Genomic DNA, 25,688 nt, shown 5'->3' on the forward strand with positions numbered 1-25,688 from the left:
ATGAAAACATTTTTGTTAACCGGGGCACTGGCTTTTGCCAGCGCCCCGCTGTTTGCCAATGCAGCAACCAGCGCCGGCGGTTCCAGCGAACACGCCGGCTACGCACTCCAAACCACCCCGATGACAGGTGGTGCTGGCACCGTAAACCAACCCGATACCAATGCGTTTTCCCGGCCTCAGGGCAATTTGTCGATGACCAAACGGCTTGACTTCAGCGTTGGCAACAGCTTTTTCCGCAACCCTTGGGTAGAAGCACCTGCCAGCACCAAAGCCCGTGACGGTCTTGGGCCGCTGTTCAACACCAACGCCTGCCAGGGTTGCCACCTGAAAGATGGCCGCGGCCACCCTCCAACCGTTGATACACCCTCGGTCTCTTTGTTTCTACGCCTGGCAGTGCCCCACGACCCTATTGAGGACGCCGACATTTTGCGCACCAACGGGTTCAAGCCCCATCCGGTCTACGGAGGGCAGCTACAAACCTTTGCCCTGCCCGGCGCCAAGCCTGAAGCCGACATGGTTTTGAGTTGGGTCAAGCGCGTGGATGTACTTGCTGACGGCACCGAGGTGGAGTTACGCGAACCCGTGTACACCATAGAGAATGCTAACTATGGGCCTTTGGGAGACGACCTGTTGATTTCACCTCGAGTAGCGCCCCCAATGATTGGAATGGGACTGTTAGAAGCCATTCCCGCCGAAACGGTAGCGGCCCTGGCCGACCCCGATGACGCCAACAGCGACGGCATCAGCGGAAAAGTTAACCAAGTGTGGGACATCGCCAGTGGCCGGACTGTCGCCGGACGCTTTGGCTGGAAAGCTGCAGAGCCCGATGTGCACCAGCAAAGCATGGGCGCCTTTGCTGGTGATATGGGCCTTACCTCATCACTGAAAACCGCCACCGACTGCACGCCAAGCCAGAACTGTGGCGACTGGGCTAATGGCGGCGAACCGGAAGTAACGGACAAAATTGCTGATTTCGTGACCTTCTACTCTAAAAGCCTGGCCGTTCCTGCCCGCCGCGATATGAATAACGCCGCGGTGCAGCAAGGCGCCCGTCTGTTCAACGAAAACGGCTGTGCTGCTTGCCATACGCCTACCCACGTAACCGGTGTTGACCCGCAACGTCCAGACCTGAGCAATCAGACCATCTGGCCATACAGCGACCTATTGCTACACGATATGGGGCCGGCACTGGCAGACGGTCGCGACGAGTTTTTGGCCAACGGCAATGAATGGCGTACGGCTCCTCTTTGGGGCGTTGGCATGGCTCAGCAGGTAAATCCTTTAGCCGGGTTTTTACACGATGGCAGGGCGCGCACGCTGGAAGAAGCGATTCTTTGGCACGGTGGCGAAGCGCAACCGGCCAGCGACCTCTATCGCCAGATGGCCCCGCAGCAGCGCCAGGCGCTGGTTGAATTTCTAAACTCACTGTAAGGACGTTTTATGTTGCGATTTACCCGCTATTTCCGCACCGCAGCACTTACCCTTTTGCTGCCGACGCTGGTATTGCCGGGCATTGCGCTGGCTGCGTCGGCGGAATCCGGAACGGCTGTAGAACAGCACGCACGCGCAAGTTGGCATCAGGGCATCGGCCGCGGCTATCAGACTTTAGCCAGTGACAGTGAAACCTTGTTACAGCAGGCAAAAGCCTATTGCCAACAGCCCTCAACGGAAGCTCGCAGTTCCGTTGAGAGTGCCTGGAAACAGGCGTTTAAAGCCTGGCAGCAAGTGCGCTTTGTGAACTTTGGGCCGGTTGAAACCAACAACCGCGCCTGGCAGTTCCAATTTTGGCCGGATCCGAAAAACCTGATTGCCCGCAAAGCCGATCTTCTGCTGAAAGATGGCTCCGCGGTCAGTGCCGAAACTATCGGTCAGGCCGGCGTGGCGGTTCAGGGTTTTCCGATGCTGGAATACCTACTGTTTGACACGCGTTTCAATACCAATGATCACGCCCTGCCAGCCGAGACAAGCTGCCAGATTCTGATTCAGGTGGCCGCCCATGTGGTCGATAACAGTCAGCAGTTGGTTGCAGACTGGAGCGAGTTTAGAACCCATTACCTGGCAACCGGCAACTACACCCACGCCACCATTCGCGCCGCTATGAGCGCACTGGAAGTGGTCGAAGAACGCCGACTGGCCACTCCCATGGGATTGCGCGGTAATGGCAAACGCTCTGTTTACGCAGCCGACGCCTGGCGCAGTGGCAGCAGTCTGGCCAGCATTGCTGCCAGCGTTGACGGCTTGCAAAAGTACTTCTTGCCCGGCCTGGAAGAGCTGTTGAACAAGCAAGGCGAGAGCGACCTGGCGCAACGCATCAGCAGGCAGTTTGGCGAAGTACAGGAGCACTTCCCGGCAATGGATCTTGCATTGAATCCACTGTTAGAAGATGACAACGCCTACCGCAGCCTTCAGGGCCTGTACGTTGACGTGTCGCAACTGACAACGCTGGTCAGCGGTGAAGCCGCCACCACTCTAGGGGTGATTCGCGGCTTTAATTCCAGTGATGGCGACTGAGCCATCATGAGTTTAAATCGCAGACAGTTCCTCGCAGCCTTTGGTAGCGCCATAGGCGCAACCGGCTTAAGCCTGACTGGCTGCTCGCTGCTGCCGGCAAAGGCTGATTCGCTGAAGGGCCGTGAGTACGTGGGCGCCAGCATGCACGATGATGGCAGCTTTGCTGTGCACAGTTTGAACAGCAACGGCACACCACTTTGGCAAACGGACGTTGAAGCCCGCTGCCACGGTGGCTGTTTTCGCCCGCACACTACCCAGGTACTGATGTTCGAGCGCCGGCCAGGATGGTGGTTTCACGTGTTTGACAACAGCAGTGGCAAGCGCCTGGCACACATAAAAGCCAATGACGGCGAACATTTTTACGGCCATGGCGTGTTCTCCCCCGATGGCCGTTATTTGTACGCAACAGCCAACCGCTATGAGCGCGGCAACGGTATTATTGCGGTGTACGACGCCAAGGCTCGCTATGCGCGTGTCAACACGCTCGATCTGAACGGCATAGGCCCACACGAACTACAACTGCACCCGGATGGCCAAACCCTGGTTATCGCTCTGGGTGGCATAAAAACCCACCCGGATTACGATCGCATCAAGATGAACCTGAAGTCCATGGCACCCGCGCTGATGCTGGTGGACCGTACCAGCGGCGAGATTCGCGCGCGCTTCAGCCCCTCACACCATCAACTGAGTTGCCGTCATCTGGACGTGACCCCACAAGGCCATATCTATGCGGGCTATCAGTACCAAGGGCTGAGTGACCAGGCACCGCCATTGATCGCCAGGTACCGCAATGGTCAGTTTGATGAAATCCGCTTTACTGACGATGTCCAACCACGATTGGCAAACTACATTGCCAGCGTGTGCGCCCATCCCCAGAACGATCTGGTCGCGGTGACTGCGCCCCGCGGTGGCCGCGCCCTCATATTTGAGGGCGCGACAGGGCGAATACTCCGCAACGAAGCCATAACCGATGGCGCCGGCGTGGAAGCCCTGGCCGGCGGCGACTTTTTGATCACTACCGGCCAGGGCAAACTGATCCGCATGAGCACAGGCAAGCCAGCACAGGAACTGGCCACTCTACCCCTACACTGGGACAACCATCTGGTTTAGCCCATCCATAGCGACTAGTATGCTTGGCACTCACGTTTCACAGGGAGTGCTGGTGTGCCACCGTCCAAAACACCTTTAGACCGACTCTATGGGCTGATAGCCAACGAAGAAGACGTCAGGGTCTGCAAAGACATTCCCGATTCAGCCTGCCGCGAAGTACCGCGTAACTTTTTCCTGATTCTAGCGGCAAACGTTCTCACCAAACTCGGTGACCTGCTGATCAGTCCAAAAACGGTGCTGGCCTGGCTAATGAGTTCGGTTGGCGCCCCGGCCCTGGTGGCCTGGTTGGTACCCATTCGTGAATCCGGCTCTATGGTTCCGCAAATGGTGATAGCCGCCTGGGTGCGGCGTAAGCCTGTGCGTAAATGGTTCTGGACTCTGGGCAGCCTGGGCCAATCCCTGAGCGTGGCCGCCATGGCCGCCAGCGTCTGGTTTCTGAACGGTTACAGCGCCGGCTATGGCCTTATTGTCGCGCTCATTCTGTTCTCCCTCTCCCGCGGTTTCTGCTCAGTGTCGATGAAAGATGTTCAGGGCAAGTGCATTCCAAAAACCCGTCGTGGCCGATTGTCTGGCCTGGCCTCCACCCTCGGCGGCACTGCCACCGTTGCCCTCACCGCCCTGTTGTTCTGGGATCGGGGCGACCCAAGCATGGCTTTTTACAGCCTGCTCTTGTTGTTGGCTGCCGCTTTGTGGCTGATTGCCGGCGCGCTGTTTGCCGGCGTTGAAGAGTACCCCGGTGAAACCGGCGGTGGCGGCAACGCCATCCACGATGCCATTTCCAGCCTGTCGCTGCTGAAAAGCGACAAACCGTTTCGCCACTTTGTAATTACCCGCGCTCTGCTGCTGTGCTCTGCCCTGGCCGCACCGTATTTCGTGGTATTGGCTCAACAGCAAACCGAATCCGGCTGGGCACTGGGGGTTTTCTTGCTGGCCAGTAGCATGGCCAGTTCATTGAGCGCCAGTTTTTGGGGCTGGGCCGCCGATACGTCTAGCCGTAAAGTCATGATTCGCGGCGCGCTCATGGCCAGCATGGTGTGCCTGAGTGTTGCAGGTATCTCTCTGGTAATGGGGGAATCCATGGGCGGCTTGTGGTTCTATCCAAGTGCCTTTTTTGTGCTCAGCATCGCCCACGCCGGCGTAAGGCTTGGCCGGAAAACCTATCTGGTGGATATGGCGGGGGGCAACAAACGCACAGATTACACCGCTGTCAGTAACACCGTTATCGGTGTTTTACTGCTGGCAACCGGAGCCCTGACGGCACTGATCTCAACATTTTCGAATATTGCAGTTATTCTGGTGCTGGGGCTCATGGGTCTGGCCGGTGCGATCAGCGCCATGGGTTTGAGTGAAGTGACCGGCGACGATAACCCCTAAACGCCGAGCGCCGGTCGGGCTGGCCACTTAAACGGCGTTGCTAGCGCTTTGAGGGTGGTAACCAATGCGGAACCCACCCCAATGTTTGCCGTCGATGTAGATGGGCACTGACAGGTCGTGCATAATTTCACCGGTGTCGCGGCGATACGTTTGCAGCAGCATTTCTTGAGTATGGCTACCGCAGCGAATGCCCGTGCGATCATTGAACAACCGCTTACTGCGGCTACGCGCCAAATCGGTGGCGGCATTTCCAGTAGAAGCGTGGGCGAACTCGCGGTTATGGGTAGGAACGTAGCCATCCGGCGCGGTGGTAATAGCGTACACTATCTGCTTGTTGGCGCCCTTTACTGCCTCCTGGATAACAGGCAAGGCCTGATCAGTGAAGCGGTCAAACCCAGAGGTGTATTTTGGCGGATTAGTATTGGCCACAGGCTGACGATTTCGATCGAACAGGGCCGCGGCGCTGAGTTTATTGTCCCTGAGAGCTTTGGTCAGAACATCAGCAACTTGCGCTGCGCCAACGCTGGCGTGTTGGAAAAACGGACGGTGGTAACTGGTCTCGCTGTTTAACGCAAACACCGCGTTTGTGGTTTCAGCGATTTCCATAAGGCGGGTGGCCTGCTTTGCCAGCGACGCGACACTGACATCGCTCTCGGTAATGTCATCGCGCACCGTTTCGATCACCGTGAATATTTGCTGCAAATTGTGTTCGTTGTCGCGATCAATGCTCGCAATCTGCGAGACCTGTTGCTGAAGCTGATCAGACTGCTCACGAATACCGTCCAGTTGTGTTCCCACCGATTCCACCGACGCCACGCCCTGCTCAATGCTGACCGTCAAGGCTTCTATTCCGGTCACAATCTGGGCAGTGTCTTCGCGAATTTCCCCCAAGGTAGCTGCAACATCGGCCGTGGCTTCTGCGGTGCGACTTGCCAACTGCCTTACCTCGTCGGCAACCACGGCAAACCCACGCCCCTGATCGCCAGCCCGAGCTGCTTCAATAGCCGCGTTCAGAGCCAACAGATTGGTTTGCTCAGCAATGCCCTGAATCGTGTTAGTAACCCCCTGAATCCGATTAGACTTTTCATTAAGGTGTTGAATGCGTATCAAGTTCTCATCAGACTGACGATGCACATTGCGAATACGCTCAATCACCTGCACCAGTGCCTGACGGCCGTCTTGGCTCGCCGAACTGGCCTGCTGCGCAAGGGCCGCCGCATCATTGGCCTGCAAGGTCGATGCCTGAGTGGCGCCCGTAATCTCGCCGGCGAATTCGGCAAGCCTGGCGGTCTCCTTCACCTGGCGATCCAACCGCAGTTTCAACTGATCGGCAGCATAAGACACTTCAGCGGCAGAAATGGCGTTGGTATTGGCGCTATGGCGAAGATTTTCCAGCAGCGCGCGGCCTGCTTTCGCATCGCTGAGTAGCTGCGCGCACAAACTTGCAAGCGGGTGACCCGGTGCTAACTGGCCCTGGCTGAGATGAATGAGACTGCGTTGTGCCGGCGCGAGAATCCGCCAGGCAATAAAAAAACTGGCCACCCCCAGACCAACCGCCAAACCAGTCAATACGGAAACCAGATCAAGTGCGGTAACGGCCGCGACCAAAGCGCCACCGACTAGCGTAGCCAGCACCATTACCAAGCCCCAGCCTTTCGTTGCCTTGTCTACAAACACCATCTGATTACCCCGTTTTTATGATTGTTCGTTGTCGGGCGCAGCGCGCAGCGCGCAATCCGCGATCTGTCACCAACGTTGCAAATATCTTACCGAAAAAGACACCGACAGACCTTGCGACTTTGGTAAAGAACGCTTGCGGTTACTTATGTTACGACTGCAGTGGGTATTTCTGAAGTGCGTGATCTGGCCAAATACGCAAAACAAAAAACCGGAGCAATGGCTCCGGTTTTTTTATCTGTGCCGATGCTTACTGGGTAGTATCATCCATAGCATCTTCCGCGGCGTCGCTGGCCTCTTCTGCGGCCTCACCAAGTTCTTCCCCCATATCTTCGGCGGCGTCTTTGATTTTTTCCCCGGCGCTATCGTTCTGTCCGGTAATGTCTTCATAGCTTTCTTCAATGGCATCGCCGGCATCATCCGCCGTAGTGCTAATATTGTCGCCAGCCTTGTCCAAATCTACCATCTCGTCATCATCGGAACTGCAGCCCGCCAAGCCCAGAGTCAGCACCAATGCCAATGCGCCTATTGCAAATTTTTTCATAAAAACCCTCGTTGATCGCCATTGAAACAGCGCCAAGATTACGCTGCGACCCGGCAAAAACCCAATTAAACAAGGGTTACCTTTGGTTAATCGGGCAAGGTGCTAGAACCACTCTGCTTTCATTACCAGGCAGGTATCGTCCATGTTGCGCAGCAAAACCAGATCCTGAGCAACGGAGGGTAACTCCCAATGGAAGAAGTACTGTGTGGCCTGTAATTTACCCTCATAAAAACAGCGTTCACGATCGTTGCTGGCATCGCTCAATCCTCTCGCGGCGGCATTGGCTTGGCGCAGCCACATCCAGGCCACGCAGATGTGGCCAAACAAGTGCAAATAGCAAGAGGCGTTGGCCAGGGCCTGCTCGGTTTCACCGGCCATTAACGTTTGACCCAGGCTTTGGGTCACTTTAACCGCCTGCTGCAAAGTTTCGCTGAGTGACAGGGCCCAGGGTTCGCAACGAGCGCTAGTTGCTGCTTGCAGATCAGCCTGCATGGCATCAAGCAACAACTGCAAGCCATTGCTTTGGTTCTGCCACACTTTGCGGCCCAGCAGATCCAGTGCCTGAATACCATTGGTACCTTCATGGATCGGGTTCAACCGGTTATCACGCCAGCATTGCTCCACCGGATATTCGCGGGTGTAACCTGCACCGCCGTAAACCTGAATCGCCAGATCGTTGGCCTTAGGGCCATATTCCGAAGGCCAGGCTTTAATAACCGGGGTCAGCAGATCCAGCAGTTGCCCCGCGTCCTGGCGTTTTTGCAGCTCCGGATGAGTGTTCTGGTCGTCCATCAGCCGGGCGCCATAAAGGCATAGCGCTAATCCACCTTCGCTGTAGGCTTTCTGAGCCAGCAGCATGCGCCGTACATCGGCGTGTTCGATAATTGGCACCTGTTCACTTTGCGGATTATTATCCGCTGCCCGACGCCCCTGAAGACGATCTTTGGCATAGGCAAGGCTGTGCATATACCCACGGTAGCCAATCACCGCCGCGCCGCAGCCCACGCCAACCCGGGCCTCGTTCATCATCTGGAACATGTACTTCAATCCCTGATGGGGCTCGCCCACCAGGTAACCGTGGCACTCGGCGTCGTCACCAAAACTCAAGGCCGCCGAGGTGGTTCCACGATAGCCCAGCTTGTGAATCAAGCCGGCCAAAGCCACCCCGTTGCGTTCACCCAACCCGCCGGTTTCGCTCAAACGGAGTTTGGGCACAATAAACAGTGAAATACCCTTCACACCGGCCGGGGCACCTTTTATTTTGGCCAGCACCATATGCACGATGTTCTCGGTGATATTTTGCTCGCCCCCGGAGATGTATATCTTCGCGCCCTTGATCAAATAATGACCAGCACTGTCAGGCGTAGCCGACGTGCGAATGTCTGCCAGCGACGAACCCGCATGAGGTTCGGTAAGTGCCATGGTGCCGGCGTATTGGCCACTAAGCATAGGCGGCAGAAACAGACTCTTCTGCGACTCACTGCCAAACACGCGAATCAGATTCGCTGCAGCCGTGGTCAGGAACGGATAGCCCGCGGTGCCGGGATTCGCCGCGGTAAAGAAACCGTTACAGGCGGCCATGACCGTTTCCGGCAGCTGCATGCCGCCAAGTTCGTAATCGTAACGACCGGCAATGAACCCAGCGCGGGCGTAGGCGTCGAAGGCCTGCTTTACCTGTGGCAGCATGGCCACCTTGCCATCCACAAACCGCGGCTCGTCCTGATCAGCGGCCCGATTGTGATTCGCGAAGGTCTCCCGCGCTATTTTGTCAGCGGTCTCGATGACGGCATCGAAGGTGTCGCGGCTGTGGTCAGCAAAACGCTCGCGCTCAGCCAACACTTCAACATCCAGTACTTCGTAGAGTTGGAACGACAGGTCGCGACGGTCAATCAGTGTATCGGTCATTACGCGGTCTCCGGCTTTGGGCCGTTTTCATACGGCCGTTTTAAAATTGCTGTACTCTTTATGCCACAGATAACCGCTGGATAGCCACTCTTTAAAAAGCGCCAACACGAGCGCGGTTATGGCGTCAGGCCACAAGTTACTTGACCTTCAGACTGCGGCACGTATTATCATTTTGATATTTTCTGTACGGAGTAACCATGACGGAGAAGTCGCACGGCTGCTGGTTTACATCAGATCTAATTTGCCTGGCTGACATCGCCCGCTATCGCGGCAAGCCTCCTTATTTTCCAGACCCTCCACGGCGTTAAGCAGCTCATACTTGGCGAGTGATAGCTCGCTTGGTGATAGCTCGCTTGTATTGGTTCGTTGGTAATAGATCGCTGGTAATATCTTTTTCTGTCCTACACCTACAATTGAGATTGCGATGTCGCTCCCCCTGGTTGTTTTACTGCCCTTTTTAGGCGCCATGGCCGCACCACTGTTCGCCCAGGGCGGGCGCACAGCCATCGCTATTGCGTCAACCGTTCCCGCGCTGATTGCCCTCGCCGCGCTGTTCCCCCACTGGCAAACATTGGCAGACGGCGGCGTTGTCCTGTACACCTACGAATGGTTACCTGCGCTCGGGCTGTCGCTGAGTTTCCGCCTGGATGGCCTGTCACTGCTGTTTGCGCTGCTGATTCTGGTGATTGGCATCCTGATCATTCTTTACGCCCGCTACTACCTGAAACCTGAAGAAAACATTGGCAAGTTTTACGGCCTTCTGCTGTGCTTCATGGGCTCAATGCTTGGCATTGTGCTGTCCAGCAATTTGTTGCTGATGATGATTTTTTGGGAAATCACCAGCTTGGTGTCGTTTTTACTGATCAGTTTCTGGACCCACAAAAAAGGCGCGCGGCGCGGTGCCCGGATGGCGCTAACGGTTACCGGCGGTGGTGGCCTGGCCCTGTTGGCAGGTATTCTCATAATTGGTCAGATTGTCGGCAGCTACGAGCTGGACGATGTGCTGGCCGCAGGGCCCATCATCAAAGCGCACGCGCTTTATCCGGTTGCGCTGACCTTGGTGCTACTAGGTGCATTCACAAAGTCGGCCCAATTTCCATTCCATTTTTGGTTGCCCCACGCCATGCAGGCGCCTACGCCGGTATCGGCCTACTTACATTCGGCCACCATGGTAAAGGCCGGTATATTCCTGCTGGCGCGGCTGTATCCGGCGCTAGCAGGTACCGAACAATGGTTTTACATGGTCAGCTTTACCGGCATGGCAACGCTGCTGCTGGGCGCTTATATCGCCATGTTCAAGCACGACCTCAAAGGCTTGCTGGCGAACTCCACGATTAGCCATCTGGGGTTGATTGTTCTGTTGCTCGGCATGGGCACGGAACTCGCCACGGTTGCTGCCCTGTTTCACGTCATCAACCACGCTACGTTCAAGGCTTCGCTGTTCATGGCGGCCGGCATTATTGACCATGAAACCGGTACCCGCGACATGCGCCGCATTAACGGGCTTTGGCGATTCATGCCCCACACCGCCACTCTGGCCATGGTGGCAGCAGCTTCTATGGCCGGTGTGCCGCTACTGAACGGTTTTCTCAGTAAGGAAATGTTTTTTGCCGAATCTCTGGCCCTGAATCTGCCCGGTTACTGGGCCTGGCTACCACCCATTGTGGCGACCCTGGCCGGCATTTTCGCGGTTGCTTACTCCGCCCGGTTTATTCACGACGTATTTTTTAACGGCAAGCCGATAAATTTGCCTATTTACCCGCCGCATGAACCGCCGCGCTATATGAAAATCCCTGTGGAAATATTGGTCTTCGCTTGCCTGATGGTGGGTATGTTCCCGACCATATCCGTGGGCCCGCTGCTTTACGCCGCATCCTCTGCAACCTTGGGCGTGCCAGCACCGGACTATAAGCTGGCGGTCATGCACGGCCTCAATCTGCCGCTATTCATGAGCTTTTTAGCATTTTTTGGCGGTTTGCTGATGTACAGCCAGCGCAAGCGTTTCTTTGCCTTTCACGACCGCTTCCGCGAGATTGACGAAAAAGCGATCTTTGAAAAAGTGGTGTTCAGCCTTGGCCTGAGGGCCAACCGGTTCACGGCCGCTACCGAAAACGGCTCGCTGCAGCGTTACGTTATGTTGTTGATTGTCAGCGCTCTGGCCGTGGCGTTTTTACCGATCAGCGAAATGGGCTTGTTTATTGGCAGCAACGGGCTAACCCCGGTGGACTGGCCCACGGCAACCTTGGGTGCCGTTCTGATTGCCAGCGCTCTGGCCACTGCAGCCATGCACCGCGAACGCTTCTTTGCGCTGGTACTGATCAGCGTCGTCGGGTTGTTAACCGCGCTCACCTTTGTGCGTTTCTCGGCGCCAGATCTAACAATGACCCAACTGTCGGTGGAAGTCGTCACCGTTGTGCTGTTAATGCTGGCACTTTACTACATGCCCTCATGGACACCCGTTGAGAGCAGCCGTGGTCGACGCGTTCGTGACATGGGGATAGCCCTGTTAGCCGGCAGCGGCATGACCATAATTACCCTGGCCATTCTGACCCAGCCGTTCAGTTCGATTTCCGAGTTCTTTCTGGCAAACAGCAAAACAGGTGGTGGTGGTAACAACGTGGTCAATGTGATCTTGGTGGACTTCCGCGGCTTCGACACCTTGGGTGAAATTTCAGTGCTGGCGATTGCAGCGTTGGGCATTTTTGCAATGCTCAAAAACACGACACTTACGCCGCCTCCGGGCGACGGCCTTGGCCATGCATGGGCCCGCCAAAGCCACCCCACCATGCTCAAACAGATTGCCCGTCCGATGCTACCAATGGCACTAATGGTATCCGCGTTTATATTCCTGCGCGGTCATAACCTGCCTGGAGGGGGCTTTATTGCCGGGCTGATAACCGCCGTGGCGCTGATTCTTCAGTACATCGCCAGTGGCTTTTCCTGGACCGAGGACCGCATCGCCATGCGTTATCACAATATGATTGCACTAGGCCTGCTATTTGCCGTTATGACTGGCGCCGGCAGCCTGGCGTTTGGTTATCCGTTCCTGACCTCCACATTCGGCTATATCACCTGGCCGGTGGTGGGTAAGTTCGAGCTGGCCTCGGCGCTGGTGTTTGATTTGGGCGTGTACCTGGCCGTAGTGGGTGCCACACTGATGATGCTGGTCAGTGTAGGCCGCATCAGTCCCCATTCCGCTATCCGCGCTATCCCCAGCGAGTCGAGTCACGACGCTGACACTACTACCCTGACTCAAAGAGAGACCGAATAATGGAACTTGTATTCGCACTGGCCATTGGTGCGCTCACGGCCGGCGGGGTGTATCTGTTGCTACGCGCCCGCACGTTTCCGGTGGTGCTGGGCCTGACCATGCTGTCATACGGGGTAAATCTGTTCCTGTTCGCCAGCGGGCGCCTGGCCACCGGCAGCCAGCCGGTTCTAGGCACTGCTGCCCAGTACGCAGACCCCTTGCCCCAGGCGCTGGTGTTAACCGCAATTGTGATCGGCTTCGCGATGACCGCATTCGTGGTGGTGTTGTCACTGCGCAACCTGGCCGACCATGGTGATGATCACGTAGACGGCGACCCGAAGAAGCGTACGCCGACGTCCAAGCATGCGCGGGAGCGTCGGCCACTATGACCCACTGGCTGCTTGCTCCGATTCTGATCCCGCTACTGGGCGCTATTCTGCAAATATTTGTGGGCTACGCGCCCATGCCGCTGCGCCGGGTGTTGGCTATTATTACCTCGGCTCTGACCCTGGCCGCCGCCATTGTTCTGCTAAATCTGGCCGGTGACGACACCTATCGTGTCTACGCCATGGGCAACTGGCAGCCACCCTTCGGCATTGTGATGGTGCTGGACCGTTTGGCCGCCATGATGTTGGTTCTGACGGCGTCGCTGGCACTGCTATGCCATCTATTCGCCATAGGAGGTACCGACGAAGGCACGCGCCAGTTCCACAGTCTGTTCCTGTTCCAGCTTATGGGTCTGAACATCGCATTTCTGACCGGCGACCTGTTCAACCTTTTTGTTGCGTTTGAGATTCTGCTGATTGCCTCTTACGGACTGCTGATGCACGGCAGTGGCAGCACGCGCTCAACGCCAGGGCTGCATTATGTGGTATTGAACCTGGTGGGTTCGTCGCTGTTTCTGATCAGCGTGGGCATGATTTACAGCGTTACCGGCACCTTGAATATGGCCGACCTGGCCGTGAAAGTGCCGCTGGTTAGCGGCGACCAACGTTTTCTGGTCGAAGCCGGTGGCATGCTGTTGTTGGTGGTATTTGCCCTTAAAGCAGCGGTGTTGCCACTGACCTTCTGGCTGCCGCGGGCCTATGCCAGCGCTACCGCGCCAGTCGCTGCATTTTTTGCCATTATGACCAAAGTCGGTATCTACGGGATTATCCGGGTTTACCCACTGGTTTTTGGCGCCAACGCCGGCGAGATGGCTAATCTGGGCATGAACTGGCTTTTCCCGCTAGCGCTTGCCACCCTTATTATGGGCGTTATTGGCGTTATGGGTGCACAAACCTTGCGCACTCTGGTGACCTGGCAGCTGGTCATTTCGGTTGGCACTCTACTAGCACCCATCGCACTGGGCTCCCAAAAAGGCCTGGCTGCGGCCCTGTTCTACTTGCTGAGCACTACCTGGACAGTGGGCGGTTTGTTTTTGCTGATTGAGCTGGTGCGCAGCCAGCGCGGGTCCGCTTCTGACAAAATCGTTATGGCGCCGCAGATTCGTCATCGAACGCTGCTGAGCTCGCTGTTTTTCTTTGGCGCGGTGTCCGCTGCGGGTTTACCGCCCCTAAGCGGTTTCTTTGGCAAGTTGATGATTCTGCAATCCACCACCAGCGGCGTGGAAATGGCGTGGCTTTGGGGTACGATTCTCACGGGGAGCTTTTTCACTCTGATTGCCTATAGCCGCGCCGGCAGCGTGGTCTTTTGGCGCAATATTGAAGGCGAAATCAAAAACAGCACCCCGGTAACGCCGTTGTTGGCCCTTTCTACCGGCGCGCTGATTGGTATGAGCGTATTAATGGTGGCACTGGCCGGGCCTATCAGTGCCTATACCAGCGCCACGGCAGCACAATTGCTGGACACTCGTGGTTATATCCAAACGTTGCAGGCACCAATGGTTGAGGAGGGTTCGTAATGCTGGGTCGCCTGAGTTTCCCGCAACCCTGGCTCAGCCTTCTGCTGTTCAGCATTTGGCAGTTGCTTGCCGATGGCGTTGGCGGCGGAAGCGTGGTTGTGGGTTTAATACTGGCCTGGGGTATTCCCCAGCTCACCCAGAGCTTCTGGCCTGAGCGTCCGGCGGTCTTCAAGGCTTGGCGTTTACCGGGCTATTTGCTGCTGGTGTTATGGGACATCGTGATTGCCAGCTTTGAAGTGGCCTGGCTGATTATAAGCCCGCGCCGGCCGGAACCAATGTTTATCAGCTACCCGCTGCAGCTTGACTGCCCACAGGCGATCGCTATTTTGGCCAGTACCATTTCCCTGACACCGGGCACGGTGACCGCCGATATCAGCGATGATCACAAGATTCTGCTGATTCACGCGCTAGACACCCGAACCGCAGAAGAAGTGATTGAGGCCATTCACAATCGTTATGAAAAGCCTTTGATGGAGATGTTCCAATGATTGCCATTGTGTTGAAAATATCCATAGCCCTGGTGGTGATTGCGGCTTTGCTTAATGTGTATCGTCTGATTGTTGGCCCACATGCCCCAGACCGGGTTCTGGCCATAGATACTCTGGCCATTAACGCCATCGCACTCATCATTCTTCTGGGTATTACGTTGAACACCCGTATGTATCTGGAGGCCGCGTTGCTGATTGCCGTCATGGGTTTTGTCAGCACAGTGGCTATGGCCAAATACCTGAAACGCGGCAGCGTTATTGAATAACAAGAGTGCAGAGCAAAGCGCCAGGCGCGTTGCAAAGGAGACGACACAAGAATGAACCTGTTTATCGAATACATTATCGCAGCCCTGTTGTTGCTGGGCGCCGTATTTACATTGGTGGGCGCCATCGGGCTTGCGGTCTTGCCTGATTTTTTCACCCGCCTGCACGGACCCACCAAGGCCACCACCGTGGGTGTGGGAGCTATGGCGTTAGCGTCGATGATTTGGTTCGCCAACCAGCCGATGGGCACAGGCTTCGTGGAGATTCTGATCATGGTCTTTTTGCTGCTGACCGCACCGCCAAGCGCCAATATGATGGCAAAAGCCGCAATGCACATGGAAGTACCTAAAGTGGGCAATACCCGCGGCGACCCCTGGGGGCAATGAAACCACCCTCGAATGTGAGTGCCTGCAAAGCGGTAGTGGTGCGCTAGGTTAGATAGTGCGCTAGATTAGGCGCGTAGCTAATACACAGAATGGTTTCTGAAACAGTCCGACACGGAGTTCTGTTTATGCTCAAGGTAAATGAATATTTTGATGACAAAGCAAAGTCGATCGCCTTTCAGTCAGACGCTTTACCCGCCACCATTGGCGTAATAAGCCCTGGCGAATACCAGTTCAGCACCCAGCAAAAAGAAACCATGACCATTGTCAGCGGTGTGATGTCGGTGTGCTTGCCGGGTTTGGAAACATGGATGACCTACGGTGCCGGTGAATGCTTCGGGGTTGCGCCCGATTCTACCTTTCGGGTTACCGTCGAATACGATACCGCCTATTTGTGCACCTACGGCTGAGGTAGCCCACCTCCCCCAACAACAAAAGGATAGTGTCATGGCCTCGACCCGCTTGCTAACTCCAGCAGAAAACGCCTATCAGTACCCACTGCTGATCAAACAATTACTGGCTTCTGGGCCGCGACTCGCCGGCTCCCAGGAAATTATTTACGCAAATATAAGCCGCTACACCTACACTGAATTGCAAGCCCGTATCGGCCGCCTGGCCAACGCCCTGACCAAAGCCGGAGTTAAAGCCGGCGACACCGTTGCGGTGATGGACTGGGATACGCCCCGCTATCTTGAATGTTTTTTTGCGGTACCGATGATTGGCGCCGTTCTGCATACCGTTAACGTGCGGCTATCGCCGGATCAGATCGTATACACCATGAATCACGCCGAAGACGATGTGGTGCTGATACACGATGATTTCCTGCCCATACTCGATGCTGTTAAAGACCAGATCGAAACGGTAAAGCACTACATACAGCTGACCGATAACAACCAGCCTGCAGCCGCCAGCGTGCCGGTGCTGGGTGAATACGAGCAGCTTCTGGCCCAGGAAGACAGCCACTTCGACTTCCCGGATTTTGACGAAAACAGCATAGCCACCTGCTTTTACACCACTGGCACGACCGGCAAGCCGAAAGGTGTGATGTTCAGCCATCGCCAGTTGGTGATGCACACTATGGCCATGGTAGGTTCCCTTTCGATGTTCGATGAGGCGCCGCTGCTGCGCTCCCGTTCTGTCTACATGCCGATGACGCCCATGTTCCACGTGCACGCATGGGGTGTTCCCTACGCTGCCACCTTAATGGGCATTAAACAGGTATACCCCGGGCGCTATGAGCCCGAACTGCTGATGGACCTGATCAAAACCCACAATGTGACCTTCTCCCACTGCGTGCCCACCATTATGCAGATGCTGCTGGCCACCGAGTCCATCAAAGACGCAGATCTGAGCAATTGGCAGGTACTGATAGGCGGTAGTGCCCTCACCAAAGGGCTGTGTGAAGCTGGAGCCGAGCGGGGCATTCGCATGTACACCGGCTACGGCATGTCGGAAACCTGCCCGATTCTGACCATCACCCACCTGACACCGGAAGATCTGGAACTGCCGCTGGAGCAGCAAGCCGAAGTGCGGGTGAAAACCGGTGTCGCCATTCCGTTGGTGCAAGTTGAAATTGTCGACACCAATGGCAAACCGGTCGCCCACGACGGTCAGGCCAAAGGCGAAGTTGTTGCGCGTTCGCCCTGGTTAACCCAAAGCTATCTGAAAGAACCGGAAAAAGGCGAAGAACTTTGGCTACACGGCTGGCTGCACACTGGCGACGTGGCCAGCATGGAGCCAAATCAGACCCTGATGATTAAAGACCGCATCAAGGATGTGATCAAAACCGGGGGTGAATGGTTGTCGTCACTGGATCTGGAAAATCTGATTAGCCAGCATCCTGCGGTCGCAGCCGCTGCGGTTGTCGGCGTTGCCGATGAGAAATGGGGCGAGCGCCCACACGCACTGATCACGCTCAAGCCCGGCCAGAATGTCACACAAGAAGACATTCAAGCGCACTTACAGCGCTATGTGGATAAAGGCGAAATCAACAAGTGGGCAATCCCCCGGCAAATGGACTTTGTAGACGACATTCCAAAAACCAGCGTAGGCAAGATCAACAAGAAGCAGATTCGCGATCAGCTAGGCTAGCTCAGTTACGTCACTGAAACACCACTGAAGCGAAAATCCAGCTGCGGCGGCCGCCCGGCGATAATATCCGCCAGCGCGGCCGCTGACCCGCATGCATGGGTCCAGCCCAAAGTACCGTGACCGGTATTCAAAAACAGATTGCTAATAACGCTCTTACCCACGTAGGGCACGCTGGATGGCGTCGTTGGCCGCAACCCGCTCCAGTATTCAGCCTGATCCCAGTGACCCGCTTCGGGCATAACAGCCGCCACCCGGCGCAACACAGCTTGGCAACGGGTAACATTCAGGCGTCTGGAATAGCCGCTGAACTCTGCCGTGCCCGCAATCCGCATACGATCACCCAAACGTGAGTAAACCAGCTTGTACTCATCGTCGGTCAGGCTGACATTGAATGCGGCCTCAGGATTTTTCACCGGCACGGTGATGGAATAGCCCTTGGCTGGATAAATATTCAAAGCCAGTCCCAATTGCCGCGCCAGTGGCGCGCTAAAGCTACCCAAACTTAGAACCCAAGCGTCTGCGCGCAAATTATGGTGATGGCCTTGGGACAGGGTTTCCACCGCATCTATACGCCCGATACCACGCTCAAACCCAACTACTTCAGTGTTGTATTTGAACACCACACCCGCTTGTTTACAGCGCTCTGCCAGAGCCTGGGTAAATTTACGAGCATCACCGGATTCGTCTTCCTCGGTGTAGGTGCCGCCTGCGAGGCGCTGCTTCAAGGGCGCTAAAGCGGGCTCCAGTTCGATCGCCCGCGCAGCACTCACCACTTGCCTGTCACACCCCAGCTCGCGCATCTGCCGCGCCGGTTCCAGGGCGCTATCGAATTCTTTCTGGCTGGTGTAGAAGTGCAAAATTCCACGGGTTAGATGGTCGTACTCTAAACCCAGTTCGACCCGCAGTTCCTGTAATTTGCTGCGACTATAAAGGCCCAAATTGACCATCTGACGCAGATTGTCAGCCGCCCGTGCAGAGGTGCATTGGCCCAAAAACGCCAGTGCCCAGCGCCACTGGGCAGCATCCAAACGTGGCCGGAACAGCAGCGGCGCGTCATTACGATGCAGCCATTTCAGAACCTTCAGCGGCGTCGATGGGTTGGCCCAAGGCTCGGCATGGCACACTGAAATCTGGCCGCCGTTGGCGTAACTGGTTTCAAGCCCGGCTGCTGGCTGACGATCTATCACTGTGACCTGGTAACCCTGACGCTGTAAAAACCAGGCACTGGTAACGCCAACCACACCCGCGCCTAAAACCACTACATGCATACCCGTTCCTGTCGGTTATTCGTGTTACCCATTGTCGATTATTGCTTACTGCTTAGTCGTGGCTGTTTGTTGATGAGCACGGGTCAGCCGCCGGAACGTTTTACCACCCAACCTTTTTGCATCAGCAACGGCAATAAAATATCTCGTTGGTCACCCTGAATTTCAACAATGCCGTCTTTCAGGGTGCCACCGGTGCCGCATTTGACTTTCAGCTCTTTGGTGTAGGCTTTCAGCTCTTTTTCTGCCAAGGGTATGCCGCTAATCAGAGTAACGCCCTTACCTTTGCGGCCTTTGGTTTCGCGACTGATCCGCACGACACCATCACCCAGCGGGCGTTGTTCCCGGCTGCAGGTGCACCGTTCCTGCGGATGACGGCACCGGGGGCACATGCGACCCTGATCGGTGGAATAAACCAGTCCACCTTCGTGCTTTTTACTCATTCAGTCCAGCCCGGGCGGATATTTGGTGAACATTTCCTGAACCACTTCGTCGATCAGCTTGCGCCGTGTTTCTGGTGACTGGTTTTCGTTCAGGTAACGCCTGCTGGCTGCACGCCAAATCACCTGGCGGCTTTGCGCATCAGCCAGTTCAATCACCAGTTTACCTTCGTTGACTTCACGCACCGGAGGTGGTGCCGACAGCCCCCAGCCAAAATTACCGGTACCAAACCCGAACCCCAGGCCCAAACCGCTTTGCTCAAGACGCTCTTCCTTTGCAATCTGCCAATTTACCAGCACGTCGGCCTCAGCAGCACTTACCGGCTTCATAGCCTTGCTTGCCAGCTCACGTTCCAGCGCGCTTTTTACACGGCTGCGTCGAGCGACAAGAAAGAATCGGAGCCGGCATCGTCGGCGTAGGCCCAAGTGTTGTAATCACCAAAAGCCGTAGCTGAATTATAATCCGTCACCACGTTGCTTGCGCAACCGGCCAGAGTCAGCGCGACAACTACACAGGTTACAAAGCGCATTAGTGGGTTCTCCTCAAATTAGCGGCTTGGTAGAGTATACGCGCTGCCCGGCAAGCGGGTCAGGTATCGAAATGAAAATTCAGTCCGCGGGCGTTGCAAAAACCAGCAAAATCCTCTGTCGCAGGTTCTGGCACGTCAACAGATACCGCCACTTGCTGGCCATAATTGATCTCGGTAATGGTCGCGTTGTGCCCTTCGCACCAATGCCGCAGAGGTTGTTCATCGGCAAAACCAATCACCGCCAAGGCTAGCTGGATGGGCTGATGCACTACCCGTTCTACCACCGACAGTACACTTTCTGCAGCGCCTGCGTAGGCCCGCACCAGGCCGCCTGCGCCCAGCTTTATGCCGCCAAAATAGCGAATGACCAATACCAGTACATCCCCCATGTCTTTATGCTGAATAACACTGAGTATCGGTTTTCCAGCGGTGCCAGAGGGCTCGCCGTCGTCGTTCATGGCAGCTTCGGCTGCCGAGCCAGGGCGGCCAATCTGGTACGCCCAGCAAATATGGCGGGCATCATTATGATCTGCCTGCGCCTGCGCCAGCCATTCATGAACCTCATCACGACTGTTTACCGGAGCCACGCGGGCTATAAACCGGCTCTTTTTAATTTCCGTGACCCGCTCCAGATAACCGGCGGGGACGGGGTAGTCTTTTTTCATTCGATTTTGCCTATTTTGCTCTTGACGGTGCTCTGGAGATTGGTGGTTCCAAATCGAGACATTGCAACGACGTAATTCGGGTTCTCAGAAGCTCAGCTGACCACAAACACTGGCAACTGGACCCTTACCACCAGACCTCCAGCAACCGCGTTGACGGCGGAAACCTCGCCATCGTGGGCAAAAATTGCTTTTTGTGCGATCGCTAGCCCCAGGCCCCAGCCCTGGCCACCACGGGATTGGTCGCTGCGGTAGAACGGTTCAAACAGGTGCGCCAGGGTTTCGTCTGACGCACCTGGGCCGCTATCGGTGAATTCAATCCATAACCGGTTGTCTGCAACCGTGGCCGCAACCGTCAAGGCTTGCCCTGGTGGCGTATGGTCCAGAGCATTCTGCAGAATATTATCAAAGGCTCGGCGCAACAGCCCGGCATCACCCAGAACCAGCACGTGAGTTGCCTGCTCGCTCGCATTCATTCGGCATTTCACATCCCGTTCACGGGCATACCCTGCTGCGTCTTGCAGCACAGCGCTTAATAGCTCCATAACAGCCACTGGCTGGCACGCAAACTGCTCGCCCTGGGCGGCCAACCGGTAAAGGGTCAACACCTCTTCGGTCATGGCTTCCAGGCGTTCGTTCTGGCGCAGTATGCTGTTTAGCAATGCACCATCACCACCGCCGTCCAGAGCCAGTTCAATGGCTACCCGCTGCCTTGCCAGTGGCGTGCGCAAATCGTGGGAAATATCCCGTAATAATTGCTGCTGGCGATCAAGAAGATCCAACAGCTGTGCCGTCATGGCATTAAATGCGCTGGCAAGAGCGCCAATCTCATCACGGCGTGAAGCAACCTTGGGGTCAACCCGCAGGCTTTTATCGCCGGCGGCAATAGCGCGAGCAGTGGCCTCCATGGTTTTTAACGGCTGAGACAGGCGCCGGGCAATCAGCCAGCAGGCCAGAGAAATCAGCACTACCGCAAAGCCGGCGTTAATGAATCTTAAAGACCCGGGGGTCAACCAGCCAGCGGATTTGCCGCGCGGCCAGGCAATCAACTTATAACTCCCTGCCAGTTCAATCACTGCGGGTTCCAAGGCAAACCAATGCGAACCCATTCGTTTACGAACGGAGGCCGGCAGGCTTCGACTATGGCCGGGCTCGCCGGAAGCCTCGGGCGCGGCCAGTATCAAGTGCAGGCCCAGGGTTCGGCCTTGCTGGCGCAAAAACTGGCGGGCCGCATCAGCGCCGCCGTTCTGGCTGAGCGCAAGCACTTCCTGGCCTAGTTCATACAGCCCAAGCTGGCGCGTCATCGCCTGCTGTTCTTGTGCCACCAGCAACCGTGACACCAGCTGTCCAGCTCCCAGCGTTAACGCCATGGCCAGCCAAACCATCAAAAAAATGCGCCAAAACAGTGACACCGTAAAACGTCGCTGCGGCTCGGCAGCTTCATCGGCGCCGCTATTGTTTGCGCTGTGAACTGGTTTCATGGCACTACCCGGTAGCTATAACCAAGCCCGCGCACGGTTTCGATGCGCGGCGGTTCTTCGTTGCCGAGTTTCTTGCGCAGATTGCTAATGTGCATATCCAGAGTGCGATCGTAAGTTTCAAGACGCCGGCCCAGCGCCCACTGCATCAGATCGGTTTTGCGTACCACACGGCCGGCGTGAGCCAGAAGCACTTGCAAAACTTCGTATTCGGTAGCGGTCAAGTCCAGCGGAGTGCCATTCTGGCGCACCCGCCTGTGGTCGGGCTCAAGGCGCAAATCACCGTAGCTTCGACTATCGTTCGGTTCCGCTTTCTGGTCCCACGCAATACGGCGCAACAATGCGTGCAAACGTGCCACCAGCTCACGGGGGTTGCAGGGTTTGGCGATATAATCATCGGCGCCTACTTCAAAGCCCACAATGCGATCGGTTTCATCACCGTGGGCGGTCAGCAGAATCACTGGCAGATGAGCACTGACACGCAACTGTCGCAGCACGTCGAGCCCGTTGATATCAGGCAACATAATATCCAGAACTACAATGTCACAGGATTCGCTTCGAGCCAGTGCCAGTCCGTCTTGACCGTTGGCCGCTTCGCGCACAGTGAAGCCTTGGGTAACAAGGTAACGGGCCAGCAACATGCGCAGCTCGTCGTCATCTTCTATTAAGAGCACCCGATTTTGCATGCCGTCTTCACTCCGTCTGGAACTGCTCTGGCTTAGCGCAAGTCTACCATGCCCGCACTCACCCAATTTGGCTGGCCGCTAAAGCTTTACAGAACCTTTACCCAACGCTGACAGCACTTGACACTGCAGTGATTAATATGCAGTCACCTAAACGAAGCCACTAACCCTTAATGGCTTTATCGCAAACCCGTTACCGGAGAAATCACCATGAAAACACCCCAATCTGTTCGCATCGCAGCTGCCTTGATAACCTGCGCAATGCTGTCCGCCGCTCCGCTTGCCATGGCCCAGGGCTTCGAGAAAGGCGCGAACAAGTATCAACGGATGCAAGAGCAGTGTGAACAAATGACCAGCACCGACATGCAGGCCCGGAAAGCGCAACAACAGCAAAGAATGATGGAACGCCGCAACCAAACGGCCGACCGTCTTAAGCTAACAGATGAACAACGCGGAACCTGGAACGATATGCAAAAAGAGCGTCAGCAACAGATGCAAAAGAAAATGGAGAAACAACAAAAGCGTTGCGACAAGATGGCTAAATAAATCGCAACGGGTGATCGCCTGGGTGGTTCTGGCGTAAGGTATGTGCAGTGAGTACATCGTCTTACAGGAAATCGAACGTCCATGAACCAGCCAGATAACCAACCACTAGGCCTGACCTTTGACGGCCCGGCACAAAGCAAGGTCCACATTTGCCGGTCTATCGACGATATTAACGCTGCAGACTGGCAGAACTTGGCCGGTAATGATTACCCCTTTGCGCGATACGATTTTCTTCAGGCACTGGAGCACAGTGGTTGCACCAATGCGGCTACCGGCTGGCAGCCCAGCCATCTGGTGATCCGCCAGCAGGGTCAGGTTACCGGCATTATTCCAGCATTCTTAAAAAACAATTCCCGCGGCGAATACGTGTTTGATTTTGCCTGGGCCGAAGCCTACCAGCGTCACGGCCAACCTTATTATCCAAAGTTGCTGATGGCCATTCCCTTTACTCCGTCACAGGGGCCACGGCTGCTGTTAACACCGCAGTTGCGCGAAATTCTGGACAGCGCATCGCTTCATAAGCTGCTTGATAAAGCCACCACTGCACTCGGTGCCCACTCCTGGCATTTGCTGTTTCCCAACAGCGCGGATCAAGCGCTGCTTTGCCAGCCGCAAACACCAGACAGCTCGCAATTGCATCGGCTAGGCTGCCAGTTTCACTGGCACAATGCCGGGTACGAAGCCTTTGACAACTTTCTGGCGCTGTTAACATCGCGCAAGCGCAAGTCCATCCGCAAAGAACGCAAACAGGTCAGCGATCAGGGTATTGAGTTTCAGCGGGTCAGCGGCTCAGACATATCTGACCGAGTGCTTGATGGCTTCTACGTGTTCTACCAGGCAACTTATCTTAAGCGCGGCCAGCAGCCCTACCTGAACCGTGACTTTTTCGAGCGTTTGTTCTGCCAGATGCCAGAGCATGTACACATCGTGATCGCTCTCAAACAAGGTGAAATGATCGCCAGCGCGCTGTTCCTAAGCGGCACTGACACCCTTTACGGGCGCTACTGGGGTTGCCTGGACGAGTACAATCATTTGCACTTTGAAACCTGCTATTACCAGGGAATAGAACTGGCCATAGACCTTGGCCTGCAGCATTTTGACGCCGGCGCCCAAGGTGAGCACAAACTGGTGCGGGGTTTTGAGCCGCTACTGACCCACTCATGGCACAGCATAGAGCACCCGGGCTTTCGCGATGCCATTGCAAATTTCGTCGCTGAAGAGCGCGAGGGAGTTCGCCGCTATTTTGAAGAGAGTAAAACATTACTGCCATTTCGCCAGACTGAAAACGACAAAGGCGGCTGATTGCGCAGCCGCCTTTTTGATTTTGCCATTCAACATGAACCGGCGTGCAAAATCAGTCTTTACCAATGCGAAAACCGATTTTCAAACTGACTTGGAAATGGCCCACCTTGCCATCAACAATGTGGCCGCGGGTTTCAACCACTTCAAACCACTCCATATTACGCACGCTTTTACCACATTCGTCCAGTGCGTTCTGAATAGCCTCCTCAATGCTGTTGGGCGATGACCCTACAATTTCAACTTTCTTGTAAACATGCGAGCTGCTCAAAATTGAACCCCTCTTATCCTCATGAATGAACAAGTGCTTTGAGCCTAGAACAGGCTTTCATACAATGCAATTTCACGAGAACGGATTTTTACCCGGCTTGCGGCTAAAGCTGGTTAACACACACCTCGAGGGTGTCCGAAATACTGGCGTTAAGTCTGAGCATTGCCAGAGATTCCGCACGGGTTCGGCCCAGGTTCAATGTTGCAATGGGCTTACCCCATTCATGAGCGTAACGGCAAAAGCGGAATCCGGAGTAAACCATCAGTGACGAGCCAATCACCAGTAGACCATCGCTGGCTTTAAGCGCATCCAGTGCGGCATACACCCGCTGTTTAGGCACGTAATCGCCAAAGAACACCACATCCGGCTTTAAAATACCGCCACACAGCGGGCAGTCTGCCAACTGGAAGTCTGCAAAATCGATGTCTAAATCGGCATCACCATCCGGCGCTACGTCTGCCGTAAACGCACTGAATTGCGGATTAAGAATCGCACAGCGCTGGTGCACCTCGTCCCTCATACATCGATAATCGCAGCTCATGCATAGCACCTCGTCAGCGCGGCCGTGCAAATCGGTTACCGCCTGAGTTCCTGCTTTTTGGTGCAACCTGTCCACATTCTGGGTAACCACCAGCGCACTGTGATTGAGCATTTCAAGCTGGGAAATATGATGGTGAGAGGCATTCGGTGAGGCGTTGCGCATCAGCGGCCAGCCTATCAGGCTGCGACCCCAGTAACGTTGGCGGGTTTGAACGCTGCCCATAAAGGCCTGATGCTGCACCGGCTGCTTACGTTTCCAGGCGCCGTCGCCATCGCGGTAATCTGGAATACCGGAATCGGTGCTGACACCAGCGCCAGTCAGAATCAACAATCTGGGATGGCGGTGAATATAGTCGGCGAGCATGGCACCAGCCTGTTCGGGCTGATGCGCATTGGGCGTTATATCAGTATCTGGCAGCCGCTGATCAGAGCTAAAGGGGCGGGAACGGTGACGGATTTCAGACATGCACACTC

24 protein-coding genes and 1 pseudogene are annotated in these 25,688 nt (G+C 55.7%); 14 read left to right on the forward strand and 11 right to left on the reverse strand.

The genetic code is table 11. The features are described 5' to 3' along the window. From ABA45_RS13245 to ABA45_RS13260, 4 genes are read left to right on the forward strand one after another with little or no spacing between them, the layout of a single operon-like run. Complete coding sequence (locus ABA45_RS13245; RefSeq protein ID WP_048386825.1) at positions 1 to 1,431, forward strand: di-heme oxidoreductase family protein; 1,431 nt, start codon at positions 1 to 3, stop codon at positions 1,429 to 1,431. Between the two features lie 9 nt (positions 1,432 to 1,440). Further along, positions 1,441 to 2,511 carry an imelysin family protein gene (locus ABA45_RS13250; protein WP_053076186.1) on the forward strand — a complete coding sequence of 357 codons (1,071 nt, stop codon included), beginning with the start codon at positions 1,441 to 1,443 and terminating at the stop codon, positions 2,509 to 2,511. 6 nt (positions 2,512 to 2,517) lie between these two features. Continuing rightward, a complete protein-coding gene (locus tag ABA45_RS13255; RefSeq protein WP_048386827.1) occupies positions 2,518 to 3,621 on the forward strand; it encodes a DUF1513 domain-containing protein in 1,104 nt (367 codons plus the stop codon). Positions 3,622 to 3,675: 54 nt separating this feature from the next. Next, positions 3,676 to 4,995 (forward strand): MFS transporter, encoded by a 1,320-nt coding sequence (locus tag ABA45_RS13260; protein WP_048386829.1) that lies wholly within the window; start codon positions 3,676 to 3,678, stop codon positions 4,993 to 4,995. A 27-nt stretch (positions 4,996 to 5,022) separates the two neighbouring features. On the opposite strand, the gene ABA45_RS13265 is transcribed toward ABA45_RS13260, so the two are convergent. From ABA45_RS13265 to ABA45_RS13275, 3 genes are all read right to left on the reverse strand, one after another. Continuing rightward, positions 5,023 to 6,675 carry a methyl-accepting chemotaxis protein gene (locus tag ABA45_RS13265; RefSeq protein WP_048386831.1) on the reverse strand — a complete coding sequence of 551 codons (1,653 nt, stop codon included), beginning with the start codon at positions 6,673 to 6,675 and terminating at the stop codon, positions 5,023 to 5,025. Positions 6,676 to 6,922: 247 nt separating this feature from the next. Further along, positions 6,923 to 7,216: a hypothetical protein gene (locus tag ABA45_RS13270; RefSeq protein WP_048386834.1), complete on the reverse strand. Its 294-nt coding sequence runs from the start codon at positions 7,214 to 7,216 to the stop codon at positions 6,923 to 6,925. Positions 7,217 to 7,318: 102 nt separating this feature from the next. Continuing rightward, positions 7,319 to 9,121: an acyl-CoA dehydrogenase gene (locus ABA45_RS13275; protein ID WP_048386845.1), complete on the reverse strand. Its 1,803-nt coding sequence runs from the start codon at positions 9,119 to 9,121 to the stop codon at positions 7,319 to 7,321. A gap of 424 nt (positions 9,122 to 9,545) precedes the next feature. On the opposite strand from ABA45_RS13275, the gene ABA45_RS13280 reads away from it, so the two are divergent. The 8 genes from ABA45_RS13280 (at position 9,546) to ABA45_RS13315 (ending at position 17,500) form a co-directional block, all read left to right on the forward strand. Next, positions 9,546 to 12,392 (forward strand): monovalent cation/H+ antiporter subunit A, encoded by a 2,847-nt coding sequence (locus ABA45_RS13280; RefSeq protein ID WP_048386848.1) that lies wholly within the window; start codon positions 9,546 to 9,548, stop codon positions 12,390 to 12,392. Further along, positions 12,392 to 12,760 (forward strand): Na+/H+ antiporter subunit C, encoded by a 369-nt coding sequence (locus ABA45_RS13285; RefSeq protein WP_048386850.1) that lies wholly within the window; start codon positions 12,392 to 12,394, stop codon positions 12,758 to 12,760. Before ABA45_RS13280 ends, ABA45_RS13285 begins: the two co-directional genes overlap by 1 nt. After that, positions 12,757 to 14,274, forward strand: a complete 1,518-nt coding sequence (locus ABA45_RS13290) for a monovalent cation/H+ antiporter subunit D (RefSeq protein WP_048386854.1) — start codon at positions 12,757 to 12,759, stop codon at positions 14,272 to 14,274. Before ABA45_RS13285 ends, ABA45_RS13290 begins: the two co-directional genes overlap by 4 nt. Then, positions 14,274 to 14,762 (forward strand): Na+/H+ antiporter subunit E, encoded by a 489-nt coding sequence (locus ABA45_RS13295; protein WP_048386858.1) that lies wholly within the window; start codon positions 14,274 to 14,276, stop codon positions 14,760 to 14,762. The genes ABA45_RS13290 and ABA45_RS13295 overlap by 1 nt, the downstream gene beginning before the upstream one ends. Then, on the forward strand, positions 14,759 to 15,028 hold the full coding sequence (locus ABA45_RS13300) for a K+/H+ antiporter subunit F (protein ID WP_007350563.1): 270 nt from the start codon (positions 14,759 to 14,761) through the stop codon (positions 15,026 to 15,028). Before ABA45_RS13295 ends, ABA45_RS13300 begins: the two co-directional genes overlap by 4 nt. Before the next feature lie 51 nt (positions 15,029 to 15,079). After that, positions 15,080 to 15,412 carry a Na+/H+ antiporter subunit G gene (locus ABA45_RS13305; RefSeq protein ID WP_048386860.1) on the forward strand — a complete coding sequence of 111 codons (333 nt, stop codon included), beginning with the start codon at positions 15,080 to 15,082 and terminating at the stop codon, positions 15,410 to 15,412. A gap of 125 nt (positions 15,413 to 15,537) precedes the next feature. Then, positions 15,538 to 15,819, forward strand: coding sequence for a pyrimidine/purine nucleoside phosphorylase (gene ppnP, locus ABA45_RS13310; protein ID WP_048386861.1), 282 nt, complete (start codon positions 15,538 to 15,540; stop codon positions 15,817 to 15,819). A 37-nt stretch (positions 15,820 to 15,856) separates the two neighbouring features. Further along, on the forward strand, positions 15,857 to 17,500 hold the full coding sequence (locus ABA45_RS13315) for a fatty acid--CoA ligase (protein WP_048386863.1): 1,644 nt from the start codon (positions 15,857 to 15,859) through the stop codon (positions 17,498 to 17,500). Between the two features lie 5 nt (positions 17,501 to 17,505). On the opposite strand, the gene ABA45_RS13320 is transcribed toward ABA45_RS13315, so the two are convergent. From ABA45_RS13320 to ABA45_RS13345, 6 genes and pseudogenes are all read right to left on the reverse strand, one after another. Further along, positions 17,506 to 18,768: a D-amino acid dehydrogenase gene (locus ABA45_RS13320; protein WP_048386864.1), complete on the reverse strand. Its 1,263-nt coding sequence runs from the start codon at positions 18,766 to 18,768 to the stop codon at positions 17,506 to 17,508. A gap of 83 nt (positions 18,769 to 18,851) precedes the next feature. Continuing rightward, positions 18,852 to 19,208, reverse strand: coding sequence for a translation initiation factor Sui1 (locus ABA45_RS13325; protein ID WP_048386866.1), 357 nt, complete (start codon positions 19,206 to 19,208; stop codon positions 18,852 to 18,854). Beyond that, a pseudogene (locus ABA45_RS19705) lies at positions 19,209 to 19,735 on the reverse strand (DUF4136 domain-containing protein). Between the two features lie 59 nt (positions 19,736 to 19,794). Continuing rightward, the gene (locus ABA45_RS13335) at positions 19,795 to 20,400 is read right to left on the reverse strand and encodes a YigZ family protein (RefSeq protein WP_048386867.1); all 606 of its coding nucleotides are present in this window, start codon (positions 20,398 to 20,400) and stop codon (positions 19,795 to 19,797) included. 92 nt (positions 20,401 to 20,492) lie between these two features. Next, positions 20,493 to 21,878 (reverse strand): HAMP domain-containing sensor histidine kinase, encoded by a 1,386-nt coding sequence (locus ABA45_RS13340; RefSeq protein ID WP_048386868.1) that lies wholly within the window; start codon positions 21,876 to 21,878, stop codon positions 20,493 to 20,495. Further along, positions 21,875 to 22,561 (reverse strand): response regulator transcription factor, encoded by a 687-nt coding sequence (locus ABA45_RS13345; RefSeq protein ID WP_048386869.1) that lies wholly within the window; start codon positions 22,559 to 22,561, stop codon positions 21,875 to 21,877. The genes ABA45_RS13340 and ABA45_RS13345 overlap by 4 nt, the downstream gene beginning before the upstream one ends. Positions 22,562 to 22,768: 207 nt before the next feature. Between ABA45_RS13345 and ABA45_RS13350 the strand changes: the two genes are divergently transcribed. Together ABA45_RS13350 and ABA45_RS13355 are read left to right on the forward strand one after the other, a co-directional pair. Continuing rightward, positions 22,769 to 23,104 (forward strand): hypothetical protein, encoded by a 336-nt coding sequence (locus tag ABA45_RS13350; RefSeq protein ID WP_048386871.1) that lies wholly within the window; start codon positions 22,769 to 22,771, stop codon positions 23,102 to 23,104. 81 nt (positions 23,105 to 23,185) lie between these two features. Continuing rightward, a complete protein-coding gene (locus ABA45_RS13355) occupies positions 23,186 to 24,406 on the forward strand; it encodes a GNAT family N-acetyltransferase (RefSeq protein WP_084708348.1) in 1,221 nt (406 codons plus the stop codon). Positions 24,407 to 24,458: 52 nt separating this feature from the next. Here the strand turns inward: ABA45_RS13355 and ABA45_RS13360 are convergent, their stop codons facing one another. Both ABA45_RS13360 and ABA45_RS13365 read right to left on the reverse strand, forming a co-directional pair. Next, positions 24,459 to 24,674 (reverse strand): dodecin, encoded by a 216-nt coding sequence (locus ABA45_RS13360; RefSeq protein ID WP_048386873.1) that lies wholly within the window; start codon positions 24,672 to 24,674, stop codon positions 24,459 to 24,461. A 103-nt stretch (positions 24,675 to 24,777) separates the two neighbouring features. Next, a complete protein-coding gene (locus ABA45_RS13365; protein WP_048386875.1) occupies positions 24,778 to 25,680 on the reverse strand; it encodes an NAD-dependent protein deacetylase in 903 nt (300 codons plus the stop codon). Between the last annotated feature and the right edge of the window lie 8 nt (positions 25,681 to 25,688).

The sequence above is a fragment of the Marinobacter psychrophilus genome, assembly GCF_001043175.1.
Taxonomy (GTDB): Bacteria; Pseudomonadota; Gammaproteobacteria; order Pseudomonadales; family Oleiphilaceae; genus Marinobacter; species Marinobacter psychrophilus.